General features: G+C 49.8%; 18 protein-coding genes. 5 read left to right on the top strand and 13 right to left on the bottom strand.

Translation table 11 applies throughout. The features are described from left to right. Positions 1 to 28: 28 nt before the first annotated feature. Positions 29 to 769: a bifunctional demethylmenaquinone methyltransferase/2-methoxy-6-polyprenyl-1,4-benzoquinol methylase UbiE gene (gene ubiE, locus DRJ53_RS12030; protein WP_114235878.1), complete on the bottom strand. Its 741-nt coding sequence runs from the start codon at positions 767 to 769 to the stop codon at positions 29 to 31. Between the two features lie 225 nt (positions 770 to 994). Between ubiE and yihA the strand changes: the two genes are divergently transcribed. After that, a complete protein-coding gene (yihA, locus tag DRJ53_RS12025) occupies positions 995 to 1,621 on the top strand; it encodes a ribosome biogenesis GTP-binding protein YihA/YsxC (protein WP_114235877.1) in 627 nt (208 codons plus the stop codon). Positions 1,622 to 1,947: 326 nt separating this feature from the next. Here the strand turns inward: yihA and DRJ53_RS12020 are convergent, their stop codons facing one another. From DRJ53_RS12020 to DRJ53_RS21480, 9 genes are all read right to left on the bottom strand, one after another. After that, positions 1,948 to 2,421 carry a ribonuclease H-like YkuK family protein gene (locus tag DRJ53_RS12020; protein ID WP_114235876.1) on the bottom strand — a complete coding sequence of 158 codons (474 nt, stop codon included), beginning with the start codon at positions 2,419 to 2,421 and terminating at the stop codon, positions 1,948 to 1,950. Positions 2,422 to 2,498: 77 nt separating this feature from the next. After that, on the bottom strand, positions 2,499 to 4,100 hold the full coding sequence (locus DRJ53_RS12015) for a T9SS type A sorting domain-containing protein (RefSeq protein WP_114235875.1): 1,602 nt from the start codon (positions 4,098 to 4,100) through the stop codon (positions 2,499 to 2,501). Between the two features lie 79 nt (positions 4,101 to 4,179). Next, the gene (locus DRJ53_RS12010; RefSeq protein WP_123893535.1) at positions 4,180 to 4,650 is read right to left on the bottom strand and encodes a hypothetical protein; all 471 of its coding nucleotides are present in this window, start codon (positions 4,648 to 4,650) and stop codon (positions 4,180 to 4,182) included. A 428-nt stretch (positions 4,651 to 5,078) separates the two neighbouring features. Beyond that, a complete protein-coding gene (locus DRJ53_RS12000) occupies positions 5,079 to 5,444 on the bottom strand; it encodes a CoA-binding protein (protein ID WP_114235872.1) in 366 nt (121 codons plus the stop codon). 69 nt (positions 5,445 to 5,513) lie between these two features. Continuing rightward, complete coding sequence (locus DRJ53_RS11995; protein WP_114235955.1) at positions 5,514 to 6,668, bottom strand: NAD(P)/FAD-dependent oxidoreductase; 1,155 nt, start codon at positions 6,666 to 6,668, stop codon at positions 5,514 to 5,516. After that, positions 6,658 to 7,419: a methyltransferase domain-containing protein gene (locus tag DRJ53_RS11990; protein WP_114235871.1), complete on the bottom strand. Its 762-nt coding sequence runs from the start codon at positions 7,417 to 7,419 to the stop codon at positions 6,658 to 6,660. The genes DRJ53_RS11995 and DRJ53_RS11990 overlap by 11 nt, the downstream gene beginning before the upstream one ends. A gap of 52 nt (positions 7,420 to 7,471) precedes the next feature. Further along, on the bottom strand, positions 7,472 to 8,563 hold the full coding sequence (locus DRJ53_RS11985) for a type III polyketide synthase (protein ID WP_114235870.1): 1,092 nt from the start codon (positions 8,561 to 8,563) through the stop codon (positions 7,472 to 7,474). Beyond that, the gene (locus tag DRJ53_RS11980; RefSeq protein ID WP_114235869.1) at positions 8,556 to 9,422 is read right to left on the bottom strand and encodes a UbiA family prenyltransferase; all 867 of its coding nucleotides are present in this window, start codon (positions 9,420 to 9,422) and stop codon (positions 8,556 to 8,558) included. Before DRJ53_RS11980 ends, DRJ53_RS11985 begins: the two co-directional genes overlap by 8 nt. 180 nt (positions 9,423 to 9,602) lie before the next feature. Further along, the gene (locus tag DRJ53_RS21480; RefSeq protein WP_165929552.1) at positions 9,603 to 9,773 is read right to left on the bottom strand and encodes a hypothetical protein; all 171 of its coding nucleotides are present in this window, start codon (positions 9,771 to 9,773) and stop codon (positions 9,603 to 9,605) included. 99 nt (positions 9,774 to 9,872) lie between these two features. On the opposite strand from DRJ53_RS21480, the gene DRJ53_RS11975 reads away from it, so the two are divergent. Both DRJ53_RS11975 and DRJ53_RS11965 read left to right on the top strand, forming a co-directional pair. Next, positions 9,873 to 11,420, top strand: a complete 1,548-nt coding sequence (locus tag DRJ53_RS11975) for a YifB family Mg chelatase-like AAA ATPase (RefSeq protein WP_114235868.1) — start codon at positions 9,873 to 9,875, stop codon at positions 11,418 to 11,420. A gap of 592 nt (positions 11,421 to 12,012) precedes the next feature. Beyond that, on the top strand, positions 12,013 to 13,785 hold the full coding sequence (locus tag DRJ53_RS11965) for an ABC transporter ATP-binding protein (protein ID WP_114235866.1): 1,773 nt from the start codon (positions 12,013 to 12,015) through the stop codon (positions 13,783 to 13,785). A 76-nt stretch (positions 13,786 to 13,861) separates the two neighbouring features. Here the strand turns inward: DRJ53_RS11965 and DRJ53_RS11960 are convergent, their stop codons facing one another. The 3 genes from DRJ53_RS11960 to DRJ53_RS11950 all read right to left on the bottom strand — a co-directional run bounded on the left by DRJ53_RS11960 (position 13,862) and on the right by DRJ53_RS11950 (position 15,330). Then, positions 13,862 to 14,317, bottom strand: coding sequence for a hypothetical protein (locus tag DRJ53_RS11960; RefSeq protein WP_123893533.1), 456 nt, complete (start codon positions 14,315 to 14,317; stop codon positions 13,862 to 13,864). A 107-nt stretch (positions 14,318 to 14,424) separates the two neighbouring features. Next, positions 14,425 to 14,859: a DUF2721 domain-containing protein gene (locus DRJ53_RS11955; protein WP_114235864.1), complete on the bottom strand. Its 435-nt coding sequence runs from the start codon at positions 14,857 to 14,859 to the stop codon at positions 14,425 to 14,427. A gap of 51 nt (positions 14,860 to 14,910) precedes the next feature. Further along, entirely contained in the window at positions 14,911 to 15,330 is a 420-nt protein-coding gene (locus DRJ53_RS11950; RefSeq protein WP_162303864.1) for a response regulator, read from the bottom strand. A gap of 587 nt (positions 15,331 to 15,917) precedes the next feature. Here DRJ53_RS11950 and DRJ53_RS11945 point away from each other — a divergent pair. Both DRJ53_RS11945 and rny read left to right on the top strand, forming a co-directional pair. Continuing rightward, entirely contained in the window at positions 15,918 to 16,208 is a 291-nt protein-coding gene (locus tag DRJ53_RS11945; protein WP_114235862.1) for a cell division protein ZapA, read from the top strand. Positions 16,209 to 16,458: 250 nt separating this feature from the next. Next, on the top strand, positions 16,459 to 18,024 hold the full coding sequence (gene rny / locus DRJ53_RS11940) for a ribonuclease Y (RefSeq protein WP_114235861.1): 1,566 nt from the start codon (positions 16,459 to 16,461) through the stop codon (positions 18,022 to 18,024). The last annotated feature ends 5 nt before the right edge of the window (positions 18,025 to 18,029 follow it).

Here is an 18,029-nt window from a genome sequence, read left to right as displayed (position 1 = left end):
TTTTTATTACAGCATTTTCCGTTTTGGGTTATTTCCGCCCACTATACATGCAGCAAATACCAAAGTTCAACGGATTGAAAGTTGTTTGTTGAAAGCCGGCTTCATTCAGGATAGATACAAAATGTTCGCGGTCGGGGAACGCTTTGGACGACTCGTTGAGGTATTGGTAGGCCTTTTTGTTTTTGGTAAAGAGCTGCGCAAAAAACGGCGCAACGGAGTTCATGTACAAATTGTACAATGGCTGCACCAGCGGAATGCGTGGCTTGCTGAACTCGAGCACCACCAATTGTGCACCGGGCTTTAGCACCCGGTGTATTTCGCGCAGACCTTGGTCGAGGTGCTCAAAATTGCGTACACCAAAAGCTACCATCACGCCATCAAAAGTAGCATCGGCAAAAGGCAGCGCTTCGCTGTCGCCTTCCAGCAATTCAATTTCAGTTGCCAAACTCTCTGCGGCCACTTTTTTGCGGCCAACGGCCAGCATGCCTTCCGAAATATCAATGCCGGTAATTTTTTGGGGCTGCAGCATTCTTGCGGCGCGGATGGCCATATCGGCCGTGCCGGTGGCCACATCCAGCAGGTGTTGGGGTTTGTCCGCTTTAAACAGGGAAATGGCCTTGATGCGCCAACCCACATCGGTGCCCGCACTCAAAAACCGGTTCATAAAATCGTAGCGGCCGGCAATGCGGTTGAACATTTCACTCACCTGCTCTTTCTTACCGCCGGTTTCGGAAAACGGCTTGATCTGGTCGTGTGGGAACTGCGCCATAGGGCTGCAAAGGTAACCAGTGATGCGCAGGATTTGACAAGGATTAATAATGATTTGGCTCACTCTATCGTGAGCATTGTGGTCAACCAGGTGATTAAAGTTTGAGCGAAATATTACAACTCAAAGTTTGCAACCTGCCCGGTTCGCATTGTTAAGCAGCAAGCAAAATCTTGCGCTAATCTTTACACAATCCTGCAAATCACCGGTTGCGGTTACATTTGCACCATGGAAATCATAGCCGCTTCTTACCTCATCAGCAGTCCATCGGTAGATCTGTGCCCGCAACCCGACCGGCCGGAGTATGCATTTATCGGCCGCAGTAATGTGGGCAAATCGTCCATCATCAACATGCTGACGCAAAAAAAAGAGCTGGCAAAAGTTTCCCGGTCGCCGGGCAAAACACAGATGATCAACCATTTTGATGTGACCGGCAGCGACCGCAAAAAATGGTACCTGGTGGATTTGCCGGGATATGGTTTTGCCAAGGTGTCGCAGTCGCAGCGGAAAAGCTGGGAGAAGATGATTGAAGGCTATATCCGCAAACGCGAAAACCTCGTGAACCTGTTTGTGCTGGTGGATAGCCGACACGAACCGCAGGAAGCCGACCTGGAATTCATCAACCAGATGGGCGCCTGGCAGGTTCCGTTTTCGATCATTTTTACCAAGGCCGATAAAAGCACCCAAAAGGAAGTAGCCGCTAATGTGCGGCGCTTTATGGAGGCGCTCAAAGAAAGCTGGGAAGAGCTGCCTATTTATTTTGTGACATCGGCAGAAAAACACCTCGGTGGTAAAAAAGTGCTGAGCCTGGTGCAGGCAATGAATGATGACTGGTGGAAGCAGAAGGGGAAGTAGGTGAAAGATGACAGTTGGCAGTTGGCAGTTGAGAGTTGATAGTTGACAGTCGGGAGTTCAGAGTTTGAAGTAAGCCTCGCAATTGCCGTCATTGCGAGGCGCGGCAATAGCTTACGCAAGTATAAACTCCGGCGCCGAAGCAATCCCCTTCTGTAATTTGAGTTACTTTATCTGCGTCGGCAATGTGGCTCACGATAGCAGGAGATTGCTTCGGCGCATCAGGCACGAAGGGCTACGAGCCACCCATGCGCCTCGCAATGACAGACTAGCCTAAAACAATTCACCATTGATTCCCGACTGTCAACTCCCGACTACTAACTCCCAACTCAATTACACATCTTATTCGCGCAACTGCTGCTGGCGAAGGCTTCGGGTTTTGCTTTAAACGCAAAGCCCATCCCCAGGATATAGCCCATTGCTTCCTTGAGGGCATCGTTACTTTTGAAGTTGGGATTGGTATTTATATCGGCGTGCACTTCCATCTCCACATTGTATAAAGTAAAAAGATTGCATAGTTCGTATGCAATCTCTATACTCTTAGCTACTTCTACCAGCATCCGCTCTTTGATAGAATACTGGTGTGTGGTTTTGTCGTTGTGGATGAACATAAAGCCTCCATGACCTTCGCGTAAAAAAACAATCACAGTGGCAAACTCTGTTTCCAATCCTTTTACCTGCGAGTCAGTGCCGATGCACACCTTTAAGCGGTAGCCCGCAGCCGCTTCCCTTTTGATGGCACTTTCAACTGCCTGGTAAATGGGGAACGCAATCGGCTCTCCGTTGAATTTTCTCCAGCGCATAAAAAAAGAGGTTTTCCTAAATTAAGGAAAACCTCGGTGTTACCAATAGAGCACGGATTATGAAAGGGTTATAAATTTTATTTTTTCAACAGCTTTTCCACAAACGTGCCGCCGTCCCAGCTAAACTGCACCAGGTACATACCTGCACTCAGTTGGCCAGCCTGCACCGTGGTAGTGCCATGCTGCCCGTTGCCCCGCACTATTACTTTACCGCCCATGTCGGTTACGCGGTATTGGAAAGGCTCGGTGCTGGTGATGTTGAACGAAGAACCAGTGATCAATGTGGAAGCCAGTTTCGGACGGGCCACGTTGTTGGCAGCGCCGCGCAACGTGATGGTGTTGCTCAGGTGTTCGCGGCCATTGTCAAACTTTACCCGCAAACGGTATTGCACCATCGCGGCATCGAGGCCGTTGCCCTGCCATTTGCGGCCTTCTGCTTCCACCTGCTGTACTGTTTTAAACGTACGGCCATCGGTTGCAACTTCAAGCTCCTGCGTCACTACCGTTTCATCGGCATCGATTTCCCAACGCAGCAAGTGACTGTTGCCGCTGGTGCTGCCTTGCAGTTCCAGGCGGCGCAGGGGCAAAATCATCGAAGTCATCAGCGTACCTTTCAATGAGTAGCTACCTAAGCTACCGTATTCGGTAAAATACTGGCCGCCCGAGCCATCAACTTTCAGGTAATAATCGCCGGGTACTAGCACGGTATCAATGATCTTATTCAGCTTGCTGCCCGATTCAAATTTTGCAACTTCCTTGTGGTTGGCATCTACCAGTGCAACCCGCACGTTGAGGTTGGCACCCGAGTTATTTGCACCAATGCTGTACGGATTTGCTTCTAGGCGGAACGAGCTTGTTTTTTGAACATTCAACGCAAAATAATCATTGTCAGTAGGCTGCTCAATCAGTCCTTCTGCTATCAGCGAATCGGCTACAAAAGTCAGTGGAGTTGCAGTTGTCAATTCATTAGCATGATCGTCGGTGCGATAGCTTACGCCATTGATCGGGTTGATGATCATCTCCAGGTCGCTTTGGATGCTGGTGCAGCTGCGTGAGCTGGTGCCCATATGCCAGGTAGTTACATTGCGGTTGTAGCCGTTGCCCATAATAGGCGCCCAGCTAGCCTCGCCGGTGCCTTCGCCTGCATAGTAATCGCTAACACGAACACAGCTTTCGTTGTACACCGCCTGGTGGCGCAGGCCAAGTGTATGCCCTGCTTCGTGTGCAGCGGCTTCGGCAACGTTCTTTGTATTGTAACCCAGTAGTTTGGTAAATACAAAACAAGGCGTGTTGTCGCCACGCGAAAAAGAGCCGGTGCTGGCCACGCCGCCGGCGCCGCTGCCATACCATTCGTTGGTAACGGTAAGCACCACGCGGGCCCTGCTTTTGGCAGGTGCAGCCCAGTATTTTGTAGAGTCGGTTGTAACGTTGATATTAAACGGGCGATAATCTTCAGCTACCCGGCGAAAAATTTCTTCTATCTGCGTGTTCTTCATGCCCGAAGGGCCGCAGGTAAATGCACCATTCCAGTTCCAGGAAGTGCCGGTTACATAATGGCCATCAAAATCGAGGAAAATAACAGGTGCGGCTTTAGGATAACTGTTGAAAACCGGAACCTGGCCAAAGCTTTGTAGCATGCACAGCATTACCAGGCATACAGACAGGTACAGTTTTTTCATGATTGGACGGATTTAGATTTTACAAGGGATGGATTGGACTATCGGACACGGACAAACGAAAACAAGTTAACCAGCGGTGTTATTCTTCTACCAGCTCGCCGTGCTCCCGTTTTACTAAATAATACTGGCCAGCGCTTTGCACCAGCTCATATGCATCGGCATGCATGCGGCTTAAAATGCGGCCGGTGTAAACGGTAGTGCCATTGCTTTCACGCATGCCCGACAGTGTAAACACAGCACCCAGGCGGTTGCTCGATTTCAGCACCACGCTGCTCCATTGCTGATCGGGGTTGTGTGCGGCAGAAACAATTTTTCCTTGCAAGGAAAAATTAGGGGAGAATCGAACCTGCGCAACTGCATCCTGCTTTTGGTTAATTAAGGATTGCAATTGCTGTACTTCGATCAAAACAGAATCGGGCAGACCGGTAAATAATAGGGATTGCGAATGATTGGCAGCGGGTGAGCTGGCGGTGGGCAATTGTGCCGACGACCGCATTGAAATGCCTAAAAGCAGCAAGGCGCAAATAGCGCAGTTTGTTAGGAGTTTCATTGGATTTGGACTTATTGAAAGCAGTTGCCTGCCTTCAGGTTTGGCCCTTTCGGGCTATTGGATTTGGACGTGGTACAATTTTCCTCATTTATGCGCTAACTATCACCGCTTCTGCTTTACATTTTCCTTAAATTAAGAGTAAGCACTTAAAATAAATCGGAGAAATCCGCAAAGCCTGCAACGGAATTTTACTAAGTAAAAATTTAGCGGTGTGAAATGGCAACATGGCCTTCTTGAAAATTGTGACGCATCGGTTTGACTGGATAAAAACAAAACGTGCAGGCAGCATTTGCCTGCACGTTTTTGTATAACGGTTCATGCTATTTGATGCAATTGATTTTAGAAAAAACAAAAGCGTTTATTGGATACAACAAGTTATTAAACTGATGCATGATGTTGTAGCGACGATGCTCAAACAAGTATAGATATCAATACATCCCCGTATTCAACATCACCAGCGTACAACCTTCCACCGGCTCTATGCCGCGGCTTTTTGCCTGTTGCATCAGGTCCTCATTTTCAGTGCCCGGGTTGAAAATGATGCGCTTTGGCTGGAGCCCGAAAATATAATCGTAATAAGGCTCCTGGTTGCCCGGGTTTAAATAAAGCGTAACCGTATCCACGTCGGCCTGTTCCACGGGTTCGGCTTCAATGGCCACACCACCCACCTCGCCTTTTCGGCGGCCAACTGCTACTACCGGGTGCCCATGTGCCTGCAATTTTTTTATAGCCAGGTAACTATATCGTGATGGATTGGAAGAAGCGCCCAATACCAGTGTTTTCTTTTTGCTCATTGATTCAACATTTTGCGTCTGCAAAGGAAAGGACAAATGACATGCCTGAAACCAAACAACAGCATGAACCTAAAATGGCTGTCCATGTGTTTGCCGGATAATAGCCCTCGAGGCAAAAGGCAAATTACGCATCACCCCAACCAGCGCATTGCTGCGCCACTCCGATCCAAACAAGCCTTGCAGGCCACGGCCCAACCGCAATCTGGCTGCGAAATGCTGTTGCCATTGTCGCGTATACCCTTGCTCCATTTCGGTGCGGCTTATTTTTCCTTGTAAAAACGGCGCAATGGCCTCCGCAGCCAGTTTGCTTGCATGCAGCGCCATGCTCATGCCATTGCCGCACAGTGGCGCTATCATACCGGCCGCATCGCCCAACAATAACACGCCGCCTTCTACCCTGCTTTTGGGTTGGAAACTTACCTGCGAAATAGCCAGCGGGAAATGGGGCAGTTTCTGGCTGCGTTGTAAAATGCCGGCTAATGCCGGGTTGCGTGCCAGCACCGCGCCTTCCATTGCTGCCACCGATTGACCGTATTGCTTTAAGTTGGCAGCACGGGTTAGATAGCAAAGACAATGTTTGCCATCTTCAATGGCAGAAATACCACAATAACCATCGTGAAAATTATGTAGCGCGATCAAGTGCTTAGGCCATTCGGTATGCACATGGTATTTAATACCCACCCAATTGGATATGCGGGTGCCCGCATCCTGTGTAAACGGCCGCTTCCATTTCACATCCATGTTGCTGCGTTTGCCCCAGGCGCCGCAGCCAACCTTTGCATGAATATGGTTGGTAATGCCAGCACTTTTTGTTTCCAGTAAAACGCCATGCTGCTGCATTTCAATCGCTTCCACTTTTGTTTGTTGCAGCAAGGTCACACCGGCGGCTATAGCTATTTGCGCCAGTGCTGCATCGAGTTTATACCGGCTGATGCCAAAGCCACCCAATGGCAATTTTGACTGCAACATTTTTCCATTGGGCGCAGTAAGTTGCAGCGTGTTGATTTTCGGCAGGTTCCATTCGGGTAGGGGCAGGCCCAACCGGCACAAAAAATCCCAGGATTCCATACTGATGTATTCGCCGCAAACGCGGTGTAAAGGGTAGGTTTCCTTTTCGCACAACACCACGCCCCAACCACCACGAGCCAACTGAATGGAAAGCGCCAGGCCCGCAAGCCCGCCACCAACAATGGCTACATCATATGCTGCTCCTTCAGTTGCCATGCATTTGTGTTGTTTTAGGTATTGCCGCATGCTGATTTTGCTGCAGCATTTTATTTTGCCACACAATCAACCAACGGAACGCCCATTTCCATTTAACCTCAGCTTCGGCTATACCTGACTGTTGTAACAGTGCACGCCATTCCTTTTTGGAAAAACCACGAAGCACCGAAAGCGGCGCATCGTTTTTTACCAGGTAACTTTTTGAAAACAGTTGCGTGAGTATTCGAATGCTGTGGTAGGCAAATGGATGTCGGTGCAAGTCGTTAATAAAAAAACCGCCTGTTGCATTTTGCTGCATCCAATACAGTTGTTCCACCAATTGTTCATTGCTAAAATGATGGCAGAACAGGGACGAAAAAATAAAATGAGGTTCTGTTTCGAGCGGTGTATTGCGATAATCGGAAAAATAGAATTGAATGCCCCTATTGCTTGCCAAACTTTCAGCATATGCCATGCAGGCTTCGTTATAATCCACTCCTGACAGTTGCAGTTTCCACCCGTTTTGTTCCGCCCATTTTCGAATCACCCGCAGGTTGTTACCATCACCGCAACCAATTTCCAATAGCGAATATGTTTGCTCCTTACTGCAGCCATGAAGCAAAAAAGAAAGCCCTTTTAAAGTAATGCGGTGCCCGCCCAGCAAGGTATTGATGGTATCAAGCTCCCGCATGTTTTGCCGTATGTCGGCAAACGGAATATGCGGTGCATCGAGCAATTCCAACTCGGGTGAACGGTGGTTGAAACGGGGCATGAATGCGTATTAATTTTTCAACTAAACAGTGTTGAATAATCTATTTGCTTCCTTAAGCGGCTGCATAGCTTGCAGTAAACGTTTCCATAGTAAGGCCCGGACCAAACGCAGCACCAAACACCCGTTTACCGGCCTCGGGTTGCTGCATCAATTGGTGCAAAACAAACAAAATGGTAGCCGACGACATATTGCCATATTGTTGCAACACGTTGTACGATGCGCCGAGTTGTTCAGCCGTTACGCCGGCACTGCGGGTAATGGCTTCCAGTATCCGCTTGCCGCCAGGATGAATACACCATTGGCCGATGGATTCTTTGCCTAATCCTTTGCGTTGCAGGCAGCGGTCAATCACAGCACCAAAATCGCCTTCGATCAACTCGGGCACATAACCGCTCAGCGTCATCAAAAAGCCGGTTGAGGAAAGTTCCCAGGCCATGTCCTTTTTGCCGCCAGGCAGCACTTCCGAATAAAAATCGGTAAGCTCCAAACCTGCTGCGGCATGATCATTTCCCGTCATTAGTACCGCCGCAGAGCCGTCAGCAAACAACAACGATGAAGCAATATTATCGACCGTGCCTTCGCGCTGAAAATGCAGCGTACACAGCTCCGTACAAACAATCAACACCTTGCTATCGCTATCGGCACGACAAAATGCATCGGCCAATTTTAATGCATGAATGGCTGCATAACAACCCATAAAATTTACCGAAGTGCGGATGATGTTTTTAGGCAGGTCCATCAACTCCATTACATGCAGATCGAGGCCCGGTGCACTGAGGCCGGTGCAGGTAACAGTAATCAGATGTGTAATATCGTTGTGGTGCAGCACGCCTTCCAAACATTGCCGGATGGCATCCACCGAAAGTGCCGGTGCATGTTTATTGAACAGGTCCATGCGCTGCTCCAATCCGGGAAATGGTTCCAGGTTTTCCGTTTGCGGGTAAAAGGTCCAATCGGTGGCCGGCCGGCTGTAATCGGCAATCACCGAATAGCGCTGGTCGATGCCGCAGTGCTGGTACAAAAAGCGCAGCTTTCGGCGCTCCACTTCGCCTGGCGCATACACCGCCTGCATGAATTGAAGAATGTCGGCCTGGCGGTGGCAATGAGCGGGCACCGCGGTACCTATGGAAATTATTTTACTCAAAATGATGTTTGTAAATAAGGGTGCTAAAGAAAATGATGGTACATCCGGTTGCCACAAGGTTCATGCGCAGGCTGTTCCTGAAATCTGCCGACTGTTCGTTTTGCCACACAGCCCGCATCCACCAGCTAAAAAACAGTACCACCGGACCTGTGAGTAACAAAAACAGCCAGAAATCGTTCAGCCGCCCCTGCCGCTGGTACCAGAAAAAAAACAGGAGCCCGGCCAGCAAAAACAAGCCGCCACTGAATAGAAATGTACCGCGTTTGCCCAACCGGTAACTGATGGTGGTAACCCCATCCTTCAGGTCTGCTTCGTGCTGGTACACTTGCGTTAACGGGTACAGGGCGCCAATGAGCAAACTGGCCAGCATCGGCGCCACCAGCCCGGCGTTAGCCAATCCTTGCCCGGAGGCAACGCTATAAGTGATCAAATAGACCAGTGCGCCTTGGAACAGGAACACAACTGCAAAGCCGAGGTAAGGATACCGCTTTAGCCGGATGCCCCGGTAGCTATAAGCCCGTGAGGCGGCGATGTAGAGCAATATACCCAGCGCCGTCTGCCAGCCCAGGAACAACAAAGCCAGCAGCAGCGCAATTGCATCGAGCAAAAGGGTTGTATAAAACAATTGCCGCGTGGGCTGCAGCGGGTTTTTCAATCCACCAATCGGTGTTTCATCGCGGTCCATATACGAGTTGTAGCCGTTGGAGGCGGGGTACACCAGCCCATGCAGCACAAAGCCCAACAGCAGCGCCTGCTGCCAGTGCACTTCAGGCACTTCGCTGAGTGCAAACAGGTACACCGGCAATAAAAAAAGCGAGAAATGAAACCGCAGCAGTTGAATGGTGGAAGGATGCAGCATGGTATGGTTTAAACATAGAAAAACAAAGCAACACAGTGGAAATAGCGCTGCGCAACAGGGCCGGAAATACCTGCAGCAGCAACACCTTTTTTCCACACTGCATCACTTATCCCGGTGTTGTGACCGGCCGTTTTACCGGTTGGTTTCGCTGCAAATATTTCGGGCGGCCTGCCGTAAAAATTACCTTCTTCTTACCCGGTTCAATATCCAAACAATGATAACGATCACCAGTACGATCAATACAATGGCGGTCCAGAATCCTGCCTTGAAAATACCGCCAATCACCTCGCAGGAGCTAAGCGTTACCATCAGCACCAGCATGGCAGTTATCAGTGAAAATCCGTTTTTCATGGTTCCTTGTTTTGGGTAAATATTGCAAAAGCTTTGCCGTTACGGGTACGCTTATGCGCTTCACCCTTTTTCTGCTATTTTCATCGCAGAAATAGGAGTATGCTCGTAAAAACCTTTGGCAGTGCCGTGTATGGTGTAGAGGCTATTACCATTACGGTGGAAGTAAACTCGATGGAAACGAATATTGGCTACCTCATTGTGGGCCTGCCCGACAACGCTGTAAAGGAAAGCCTGCAGCGGATTGAAAGCGCCATGAAGACCAACGGTTTCGACATGCCCCGTACCCGCATTGTGGTAAACATGGCGCCGGCCGATATCAAAAAAAGCGGCTCGGCATTCGACCTTACCATTGCTGCTGGCATACTGGCCGCATCGGGCCAGTTGGCCAATCCCGAATTGTTGGCAGGTTACGTGATCATGGGCGAACTAAGCCTCGACGGTGCCGTGCGGCCCATTAAAGGCGCCCTGCCCATTGCCATCCAGGCCCGTAAGGAAGGGTACAAAGGACTGCTGGTTCCAAAAGCCAATGCCCGTGAAGCGGCTATGGTCAACAACCTGCAGGTGTATGGCGTGGATCACCTCAACGATGTGGTGCAATTCTTTGAAAGCAGCGAGCAAAGCCTGCAGCCGCTGAAGGTGGATACCCGCGATGAATTTTTCAGTGCGCAGTACGACTTTGAAATTGATTTCTCCGATGTAAAAGGTCAGGAAAACATCAAGCGGGCGCTGGAGATTGCCGCCGCAGGTGGGCACAATGCCATACTGATTGGACCGCCCGGAGCGGGCAAAACCATGCTGGCCAAAAGGCTGCCCACCATTTTGCCGCCCCTGTCTCTGCACGAAGCCCTGGAAACAACCAAAATACATTCGGTGGCAGGCAAGCTGCCCGAAAATGCAACGCTTGTTTCGAAGCGGCCGTTTCGCAGTCCGCACCATACTATTTCCGATGTAGCCCTCGTCGGTGGTGGCGGTGTGCCGCAGCCCGGCGAAATTTCTTTGGCACACAACGGCGTATTATTCCTCGACGAGCTGCCCGAATTCAAACGCACTGTGCTGGAGGTAATGCGCCAGCCCATGGAAGAACGCCGCGTCACCATTTCCCGCGCAAAAGTGGCGCTGGATTTTCCCGCCTCGTTTATGCTGGTGGCCTCCATGAACCCATGCCCTTGCGGCTATTACAACCACCCAGAAAAGCAATGCACTTGCCCGCCCGGCACGGTGCAGAAATATTTAAACAAAATCAGCGGGCCGTTGCTCGACCGCATCGACCTGCACGTGGAGGTAACGCCGGTTGCGTTCAGCGAGCTGTCGGCGCAAAGTTCCGGCGAGCCCTCCGCCTCCATCCGCGACCGGGTGATCGGAGCCCGCGAACGGCAGGCCAGCCGCTACAAAGGGCAAGCCGGCATTTATTGCAACGCACAAATGAGCGCCAAACAACTGCGGGAAATTTGCGCCATCAGCCCCGTGGGCCAAAAGCTGCTGAAAACCGCCATGGAACGCCTCAATCTTTCGGCTCGTGCCTACGACCGAATTCTAAAAGTTAGCCGCACCATTTCCGACCTCGCCGGCACCGATGAAATAAAAATCGAACACTTGGCCGAAGCCATTCAATACCGCAGCCTCGACCGCGAAGGATGGGCAGGGTAGAAATTTCGAACAGACGAGCAAGGAATTTCGAACAGAAGAAGTTTGGGAGAATATCGAACAAGGAACAAGGAATAACGAACCGCAGAATGAAAAAGACATTTGGGCAAATTGAACTATAGAATGCTCAAACTCGAGTCATGCTTAATTCGATATTTTGTAGCCAACTTTAGAATTTTTATTGGGCTTTACTTGCGTCGCACCCTTGTACGGCTGGTAACGCTGCGCAGCAACCAATAGCATTTGCTGCTCTCTCCTTCCCTCTTTACTACCGCGCAGCCTTTTGCCCTTGTCATGCTGAGCGCAGCGAAGGATCTGAGCCCGCACTAATATACCTTCCGAAAAGAAACAAATCATTTCAAATAGAAGCCCTATTTATGAAAATCGGATCCTTCGCTGCGCTCAGGATGACAACCACGCTGTTCAGTACTATAAAAATTGAATAGACCCAATTTCTATTCCCGCCATTGGCTATGCCATTAATATGCACCTAAACTCCCAACCTCCCATTCCGCCTATAACACACCCAACAAAAAATCCAGCCGCTACAACTTTAGTTCCCCCTTCACCTGCGCGGTGCATCTATCTTTGCACCATGAAAATTTTGATTCAATACCTCAAACCCCATAAATGGCTGGTGGGGCTGGTGCTGCTGTTGGCGGCCTGCAACATCGGCTTTTCCCTCATCGATCCCATCATCTTTGGTAAGTTGATCAACTTTGCCTTTGAATACAACCGCAACCGGGCGGCATACCCCACTTTTTCTGATTTTGCTGTGCCGGTGCTTACCCTGCTCGGTGCCTCCATTGGCGTGGCCATGATCAGCCGCATCGCCAAAAATTTCCAGGATTATTTCATGAATGTGGTGGTGCAAAAATTTGGCGCGAAGGTATTTACCGACGGCCTGCAGCACGCCATGAAACTGCCTTACCACGAGTTTGAAGACCAGCGCAGCGGCGAGACCCTTTCGACGCTCCAAAAAGTGCGTACCGATACGGAGCGGTTCATCAATTCGTTTGTCAACATCCTGTTTACCGTATTCATCGGCATCGTCATTGTGGCGCTGTTTGCATTTCGCATTCACTGGTCGCTGCCGCTCATTTACTTTGGTGGCATTGCCCTCTTGATGGTGATCTCGAATTTGCTCAGCAAAAAAGTGAAGACCATCCAAAAAACCATTGTATCGCAAACTACGGCACTGGCCGGCACCACCACCGAAAGCCTGCGCAATATTGAACTGGTAAAAAGCCTTGGCTTGACCGGCCAGGAAGTAGACCGGTTGAACAAAAACACCTACAAAATACTGGGGCTAGAGCTGACCAAGGTAAAACGCATCCGCTCCATTTCTTTTATCCAGGGCACGTTTGTAAACACGCTGCGGCAGGTAATTTTATTCATGCTGATGTGGCTGGTGTACGGCGACCGCATGAATGCCGGCGAACTGGCTACGATGCAAATCTTTTCATTCTTTGTGTTTGGCCCGCTGCAGGAAATTGGCAACATCATCCTCACCTACCGCGAGGCCGAAGCATCGCTCAATAATTTTAAAAACCTGATGCAAAAGGCACCGGAACCCATGCCGCTGAAACCGGTGCACTTAGGGCCCATCCAGGAACTGGCTTTTGATGCCGTTTCGTTTAAACACATCACTGCCAAACACAAAGCCATCGATGGCATTTCCTTTACGGCATCGCTGGGCGAAACCATTGCATTTGTAGGTCCTTCGGGTTCGGGCAAAACAACCTTGATGAAATTGTTGGTAGGCCTGTACCGGCCGCTGGAAGGACGCATTTTATACAATGGAAAAGACGAAACCAGCATCGACTTCAACGACCTGCGGTCGCAGATTGGTTTTGTAACACAGGACACACAATTGTTCTCCGGCACCATCCGCGAAAACCTGATGTTTGTGGCACCCGCTGCAACCGAAGAAGACCTGAATGATGCGCTAACAAAAGCCTCCTGCCAAACGTTATTGTCCCGTGCCGAAAAAGGGTTGGAAACCATGATTGGCGAGGGTGGATTGAAACTGTCCGGCGGCGAAAAACAGCGGCTGTCCATTGCCCGTGCCCTGTTGCGCAAACCACGGCTGCTTATTTTCGACGAAGCCACATCGGCGCTGGATTCACTTACCGAAGAAGAGATTTCCAAAACCATCCGCAGCGTATCTGCCAGCCGGGAACAAATCACCATTTTGATTGCACACCGCCTCAGCACCATCATGCACGCCGACCGCATTTATGTGCTGGAGCGTGGTGAGGTGGAAGAACTGGGTACCCACGAAAGCCTGATCACGGAGAAAGGCTTGTATTATGCCATGTGGCGCCAGCAAATTGGCGAACGCAAAGAAGCCGAAGTAAATGCATGATGCAATACTGTCTAACGTTTATGCATAACCGGTAAACAAGAAATAAAAAAAGGCGAAGCAAATGCTTCGCCTTTTTTTATTTAGCAGTACCAACAGGTGGCTGCACCGGCACATATTTTTCAATAGTGCCGTCGGCAGCAATAACACTGTTGTACAGCACCAGCGTATCCCGCACAAATTGATAATGCAATTTAAGGTTGCCGTTTTGCGGCATCACAATCGCGTCCAGCACGGTGCCGGTGGCTGGTGCAATGTCTTTGGTTCGTTGGTACGGTCCTGTGTTAAGCACTTGCCCTTGTCCGTACATCGTATAACTGGTATCGGTAAACACCCAGATGCGGCCGTTTCCCGGCGCATGGTTGGGACTGGTATTGGGTAAGGTAAAGCCGCCATAACCGGTGCGCAGTTCCCAGGCACCAACCAGCCCGGTTGCATCGGCGGGTTCTGTTTTTTCCGTGTTGTTGCTGCTTTTTTCGCAACCGGTAAAAGCCAGCATTGCTACACACATTGCTGTTACAAAAAGGGGTTTCATACGCATTTACTTTCCTTTACTGACCTTGCTTTTGAACAGACCGTTGCACAAGGATTTTTATTTTTCAATTGATGCTCATTGCAAGAAAAAATGCAGCGGCAAAACAGCTACTCACGTTTCCACAGATCGGTAAATATGTTTCCTTTTTCCAGTTCCTCGATATCGCCCAGTTCCAGTTCCAAGGCATAAGTGCTTTGGATGATTTCGAGCAATGAAAGAAAAAGCGAGGTAAGCAGGCTCAAAAGCGAAATAGTAAAGATCACTTGCGCAGCTGCATTCCAGCCATTGTAAATACAATACATACTTACCACGCAACACAAAAACGAAAAAACACCCAACCCCTGCATGTATTTGATCAGGTTGATGCGTTTGCGCAGGCTGCGGATCTGCTGCAGTATGGTTTGTTTATTTTCAACTTTCAGGTATTCGGAGTGCAGGTTGCGAACCCGGTTGGCAATGGCCACAAAACGGTTGGTATAAGCCAGCAACAAGAGGGAAATAGCAGGAAACAGCAGCGCCGGCGTATTAAAGGTCAGTTCCATAACCTGAAGATACATTGGGTGTGTCTTAAATAACAGCACCCGGCCACTGTGCTAACTGTTTAACGAGGTTTGTGGTTGCACCAAATGCATCAACTGGTTTACTACCACCTGCCATTCGGTGATGGTATCAGGTTTGGTTACAAAAAGATCGGCGCCCAGGCGTTTGCATACTTCCATATCCATGCGGCTGGTAGATGTGGTAACAATAGCTACGGGTATATGTGCAAAGCGCGGATCGGCTTTTAGCTTTTGCAGTGTTTGCCGGCCATCAAGGCCTGGCATATTGAGGTCGAGTACAACCAGTGAAGGCAGTGCGCCATCTGTCGTTGCCTCCAGGTAATCGAGGGCTTGTTTGCCGTTGTCGACAAAAGAAATCTCCAGCGGATGACCTGCAGCATGGCATGCCTCAATGATCCAGGTTTTATCATCGAGGTCATCATCGGCGTAAAGCACTTTCTTTTTGTCGGTCACGTGTACTTGTTTTAATCGCAGTTCACTGGGCAAAATAGCAGATAAATTGATAGGGCCAGCGTTACTCCAGCCTCATCAATAAGCCAACAAAATAAAAACAAATCAACATATAGTAAATGTAATTATCAATAAGATTTTGAAAAAGTTTGCACTGAAATGATTCAATGTTTGCACTTTTTCTGAGTGTTTAAGATAATTCACTTACACTTTTAATATTAAGTGGCTAGAAAAATAAAAACGATCCTATCAGAGTCTCCTTCTATATATTATTCGTAATTTGAATGATGTTAGCTGGCTTATCTAAAAAAGACAATCAGCTCCAAAAAAAAGAAATAACAAAGTTTGTCGTCACTATTCTTCATCGACTATATCGCATCTATGTTGAGTTTTTAGAAAACAAACGAGCTATAAAAAGAAGTTTACCTGTAAATCTTCGCCGCCAACAAATAAGCACTTCAAGAAAGCAAATTTTTTGACATGAACGCAGATGACGACCTGCTGGCCCAAAAAGGTACCTTACCACCAGCTTTGGCAAAACCTCACTTTATCCCGATAAATTCAGGCGTCTGCTTATCTTGCCCTGCACTATGGCCGAACTTATCCCCACCAACCTCGTCATCGCCGACCGCACCTACCGGGTACGCATCCAGCCCAAAGACGAAGAAATTGTGCGCCGCACCATCAAAACCGTCAACGACAAACTGGTTGAATACAAAACCCAGTTTGCCGGCAAAGACATACAGGATTACATCGCTATGGTGCTTATTTGGCTGGCCACCGAGCAGCAGGGCGCAGGCGCCAGCCCCGTGCAAACCGAAGCATTTTCCGAGCAGCTCCAATCCCTGGAGCGCATGATCGACGAAGCCCTCGAACCCTGATTTGAGTACCCGGCAGCCGTGCACCCATTAGGCGCCTGTTGCGTCGCACTCTTGTACGTTCAGTCCGCTGCGCAGCCCATTTGGCGCACCGCGCCTTCCCATTTCGGCCGGCCAACAGGGCCGTCGCAACTCATCAAAAAGGCCGGGCTACAACCCTAAAATCGAATAGGCCCTTTTAGTATCTTCGCCACCCTGCCCTTGTAGTAAGGAGCAGTTTTATATTTATTATTTTTCAATCAATTACACACCCATGGATCCCATGATACTTGCAATAATTATAGGTATAGTGGCGCTAGTGGCCGGCATTGTGGCCGGTAAATTTATTTTTGCCAAAGACACCCAAAAGCGCATCGACGAAGCCGAACTCCAGGCACAAACCATTGTAAAAGAAGCCGAACTCCGCGGCGAAACCATCCGCAAGGAAAAAGAGCTGTCTGCCAAAGAACGCTTTGTACAACTGAAAGCAGAGCACGACAAAGAAGTGCTGAAGCGCAACCGCGAACTGGGCGACGCCGAAAACCGCATCAAGCAAAAAGAAACTTCTGTTGACCAGAAATCGGCGCAACTGGACAAGCAACTAAAGGAAAACGACATTTTAAAGCAAAACCTGAACAAGCAGCTCGACATTGTAAACCAGAAGCAGGCCGAACTGGCCCGCCACGAAGAAGAGCAGCGCCAGCGCCTCGAAAAAATTTCGGGCCTCACCGCCGACGAAGCCAAGGCCCAACTCATTGAAGGCCTGAAGCAAGTGGCCCAATCGCAGGCACTGGGCATTCAGCAGGAAATTGTAGACGAGGCCAAACAAAAGGCCAACAAAGAAGCCCGCAAAATCATCATCCAAACCATCCAGCGTACCGCCGCCGAGCAGGCCATCGAAAACGCCATCACTGTATTCAACCTCGAAAGCGACGAGATCAAAGGCCAGATCATTGGCCGCGAGGGCCGCAACATCCGCGCCATCGAAGCCGCTACCGGTGTTGACCTGATTGTAGACGATACCCCCGAAGCCATCATTCTTTCCTGCTTCGATCCGCTGCGCCGCGAAATTGCACGCCTTTCCCTGCAGCGCCTCGTAACCGATGGCCGCATTCACCCCGCCCGCATTGAGGAAGTGGTGGAAAAAACCAAGCGCCAGCTGGAAGAGCAGATCATGGAAATTGGCGAACGCACTGTTATTGAACTGGGTGTGCACGGCCTCCACAAAGAGCTGGTGCGCCTGGTGGGTAAAATGCGTTTCCGCTCCTCGTACGGTCAAAACCTGCTGATGCACAGCCGCGAAGTGGCCAACCTCTGCGGCCTCATGGCTGCCGAGCTTGGTATGAACCCCAAACTGGCCAAGCGTGCCGGCCTCCTGCACGATATTGGCAAAGTGCCCGATGAAGAAACTGAACTGAGCCACGCACTGCTGGGTGCCAAGCTGGCCGAAAAATATGGCGAAGTACCTGCGGTAGTAAACGCCATCGGCGCCCACCACGATGAAATGGAGATGCAGTACGTGATCTCTCCCATCGTTCAGGCTTGCGATGCTATTTCCGGTGCCCGCCCCGGTGCCCGCCGCGAGATCATGCAGCAATACCTCCAGCGTATTAAAGAATTGGAGAAACTAGCTACCAATTATAATGGTGTGGAAAAGGCCTATGCTATCCAGGCCGGCCGCGAACTGCGGGTGATTGTAGAAGCCGATAAAGTTTCGGATGGCGACAGCGATAAACTGTCGTTTGAAATTGCCCAAAAGATCCAGACCGAAATGACCTACCCCGGCCAGATCAAAGTAACCGTTATCCGCGAAAAGCGGGCGGTGAATGTAGCGAGATAAGCTTT

This window comes from Paracnuella aquatica (genome assembly GCF_003332885.2).
GTDB classification, from domain to species: Bacteria; Bacteroidota; Bacteroidia; order Chitinophagales; family Chitinophagaceae; genus Flavisolibacter; species Flavisolibacter aquaticus.
This window is presented reverse-complemented; position numbering and strand designations above follow the sequence as displayed.

Bases quoted from the DNA above. Each gene is read 5' to 3' on its own strand.
- ubiE (WP_114235878.1), bottom strand. From the start codon at position 769: ATGGCGCAGTTCCCACACGACCAGATCAAGCCGTTTTCCGAAACCGGC.
- yihA (WP_114235877.1), top strand. From the start codon at position 995: ATGGAAATCATAGCCGCTTCTTACCTCATCAGCAGTCCATCGGTAGAT.
- DRJ53_RS12020 (WP_114235876.1), bottom strand. From the start codon at position 2,421: ATGCGCTGGAGAAAATTCAACGGAGAGCCGATTGCGTTCCCCATTTAC.
- DRJ53_RS12015 (WP_114235875.1), bottom strand. From the start codon at position 4,100: ATGAAAAAACTGTACCTGTCTGTATGCCTGGTAATGCTGTGCATGCTA.
- DRJ53_RS12010 (WP_123893535.1), bottom strand. From the start codon at position 4,650: ATGAAACTCCTAACAAACTGCGCTATTTGCGCCTTGCTGCTTTTAGGC.
- DRJ53_RS12000 (WP_114235872.1), bottom strand. From the start codon at position 5,444: ATGAGCAAAAAGAAAACACTGGTATTGGGCGCTTCTTCCAATCCATCA.
- DRJ53_RS11995 (WP_114235955.1), bottom strand. From the start codon at position 6,668: ATGGCAACTGAAGGAGCAGCATATGATGTAGCCATTGTTGGTGGCGGG.
- DRJ53_RS11990 (WP_114235871.1), bottom strand. From the start codon at position 7,419: ATGCCCCGTTTCAACCACCGTTCACCCGAGTTGGAATTGCTCGATGCA.
- DRJ53_RS11980 (WP_114235869.1), bottom strand. From the start codon at position 9,422: ATGCTGCATCCTTCCACCATTCAACTGCTGCGGTTTCATTTCTCGCTT.
- DRJ53_RS21480 (WP_165929552.1), bottom strand. From the start codon at position 9,773: ATGAAAAACGGATTTTCACTGATAACTGCCATGCTGGTGCTGATGGTA.
- DRJ53_RS11975 (WP_114235868.1), top strand. From the start codon at position 9,873: ATGCTCGTAAAAACCTTTGGCAGTGCCGTGTATGGTGTAGAGGCTATT.
- DRJ53_RS11965 (WP_114235866.1), top strand. From the start codon at position 12,013: ATGAAAATTTTGATTCAATACCTCAAACCCCATAAATGGCTGGTGGGG.
- DRJ53_RS11960 (WP_123893533.1), bottom strand. From the start codon at position 14,317: ATGAAACCCCTTTTTGTAACAGCAATGTGTGTAGCAATGCTGGCTTTT.
- DRJ53_RS11955 (WP_114235864.1), bottom strand. From the start codon at position 14,859: ATGGAACTGACCTTTAATACGCCGGCGCTGCTGTTTCCTGCTATTTCC.
- DRJ53_RS11945 (WP_114235862.1), top strand. From the start codon at position 15,918: ATGGCCGAACTTATCCCCACCAACCTCGTCATCGCCGACCGCACCTAC.
- rny (WP_114235861.1), top strand. From the start codon at position 16,459: ATGGATCCCATGATACTTGCAATAATTATAGGTATAGTGGCGCTAGTG.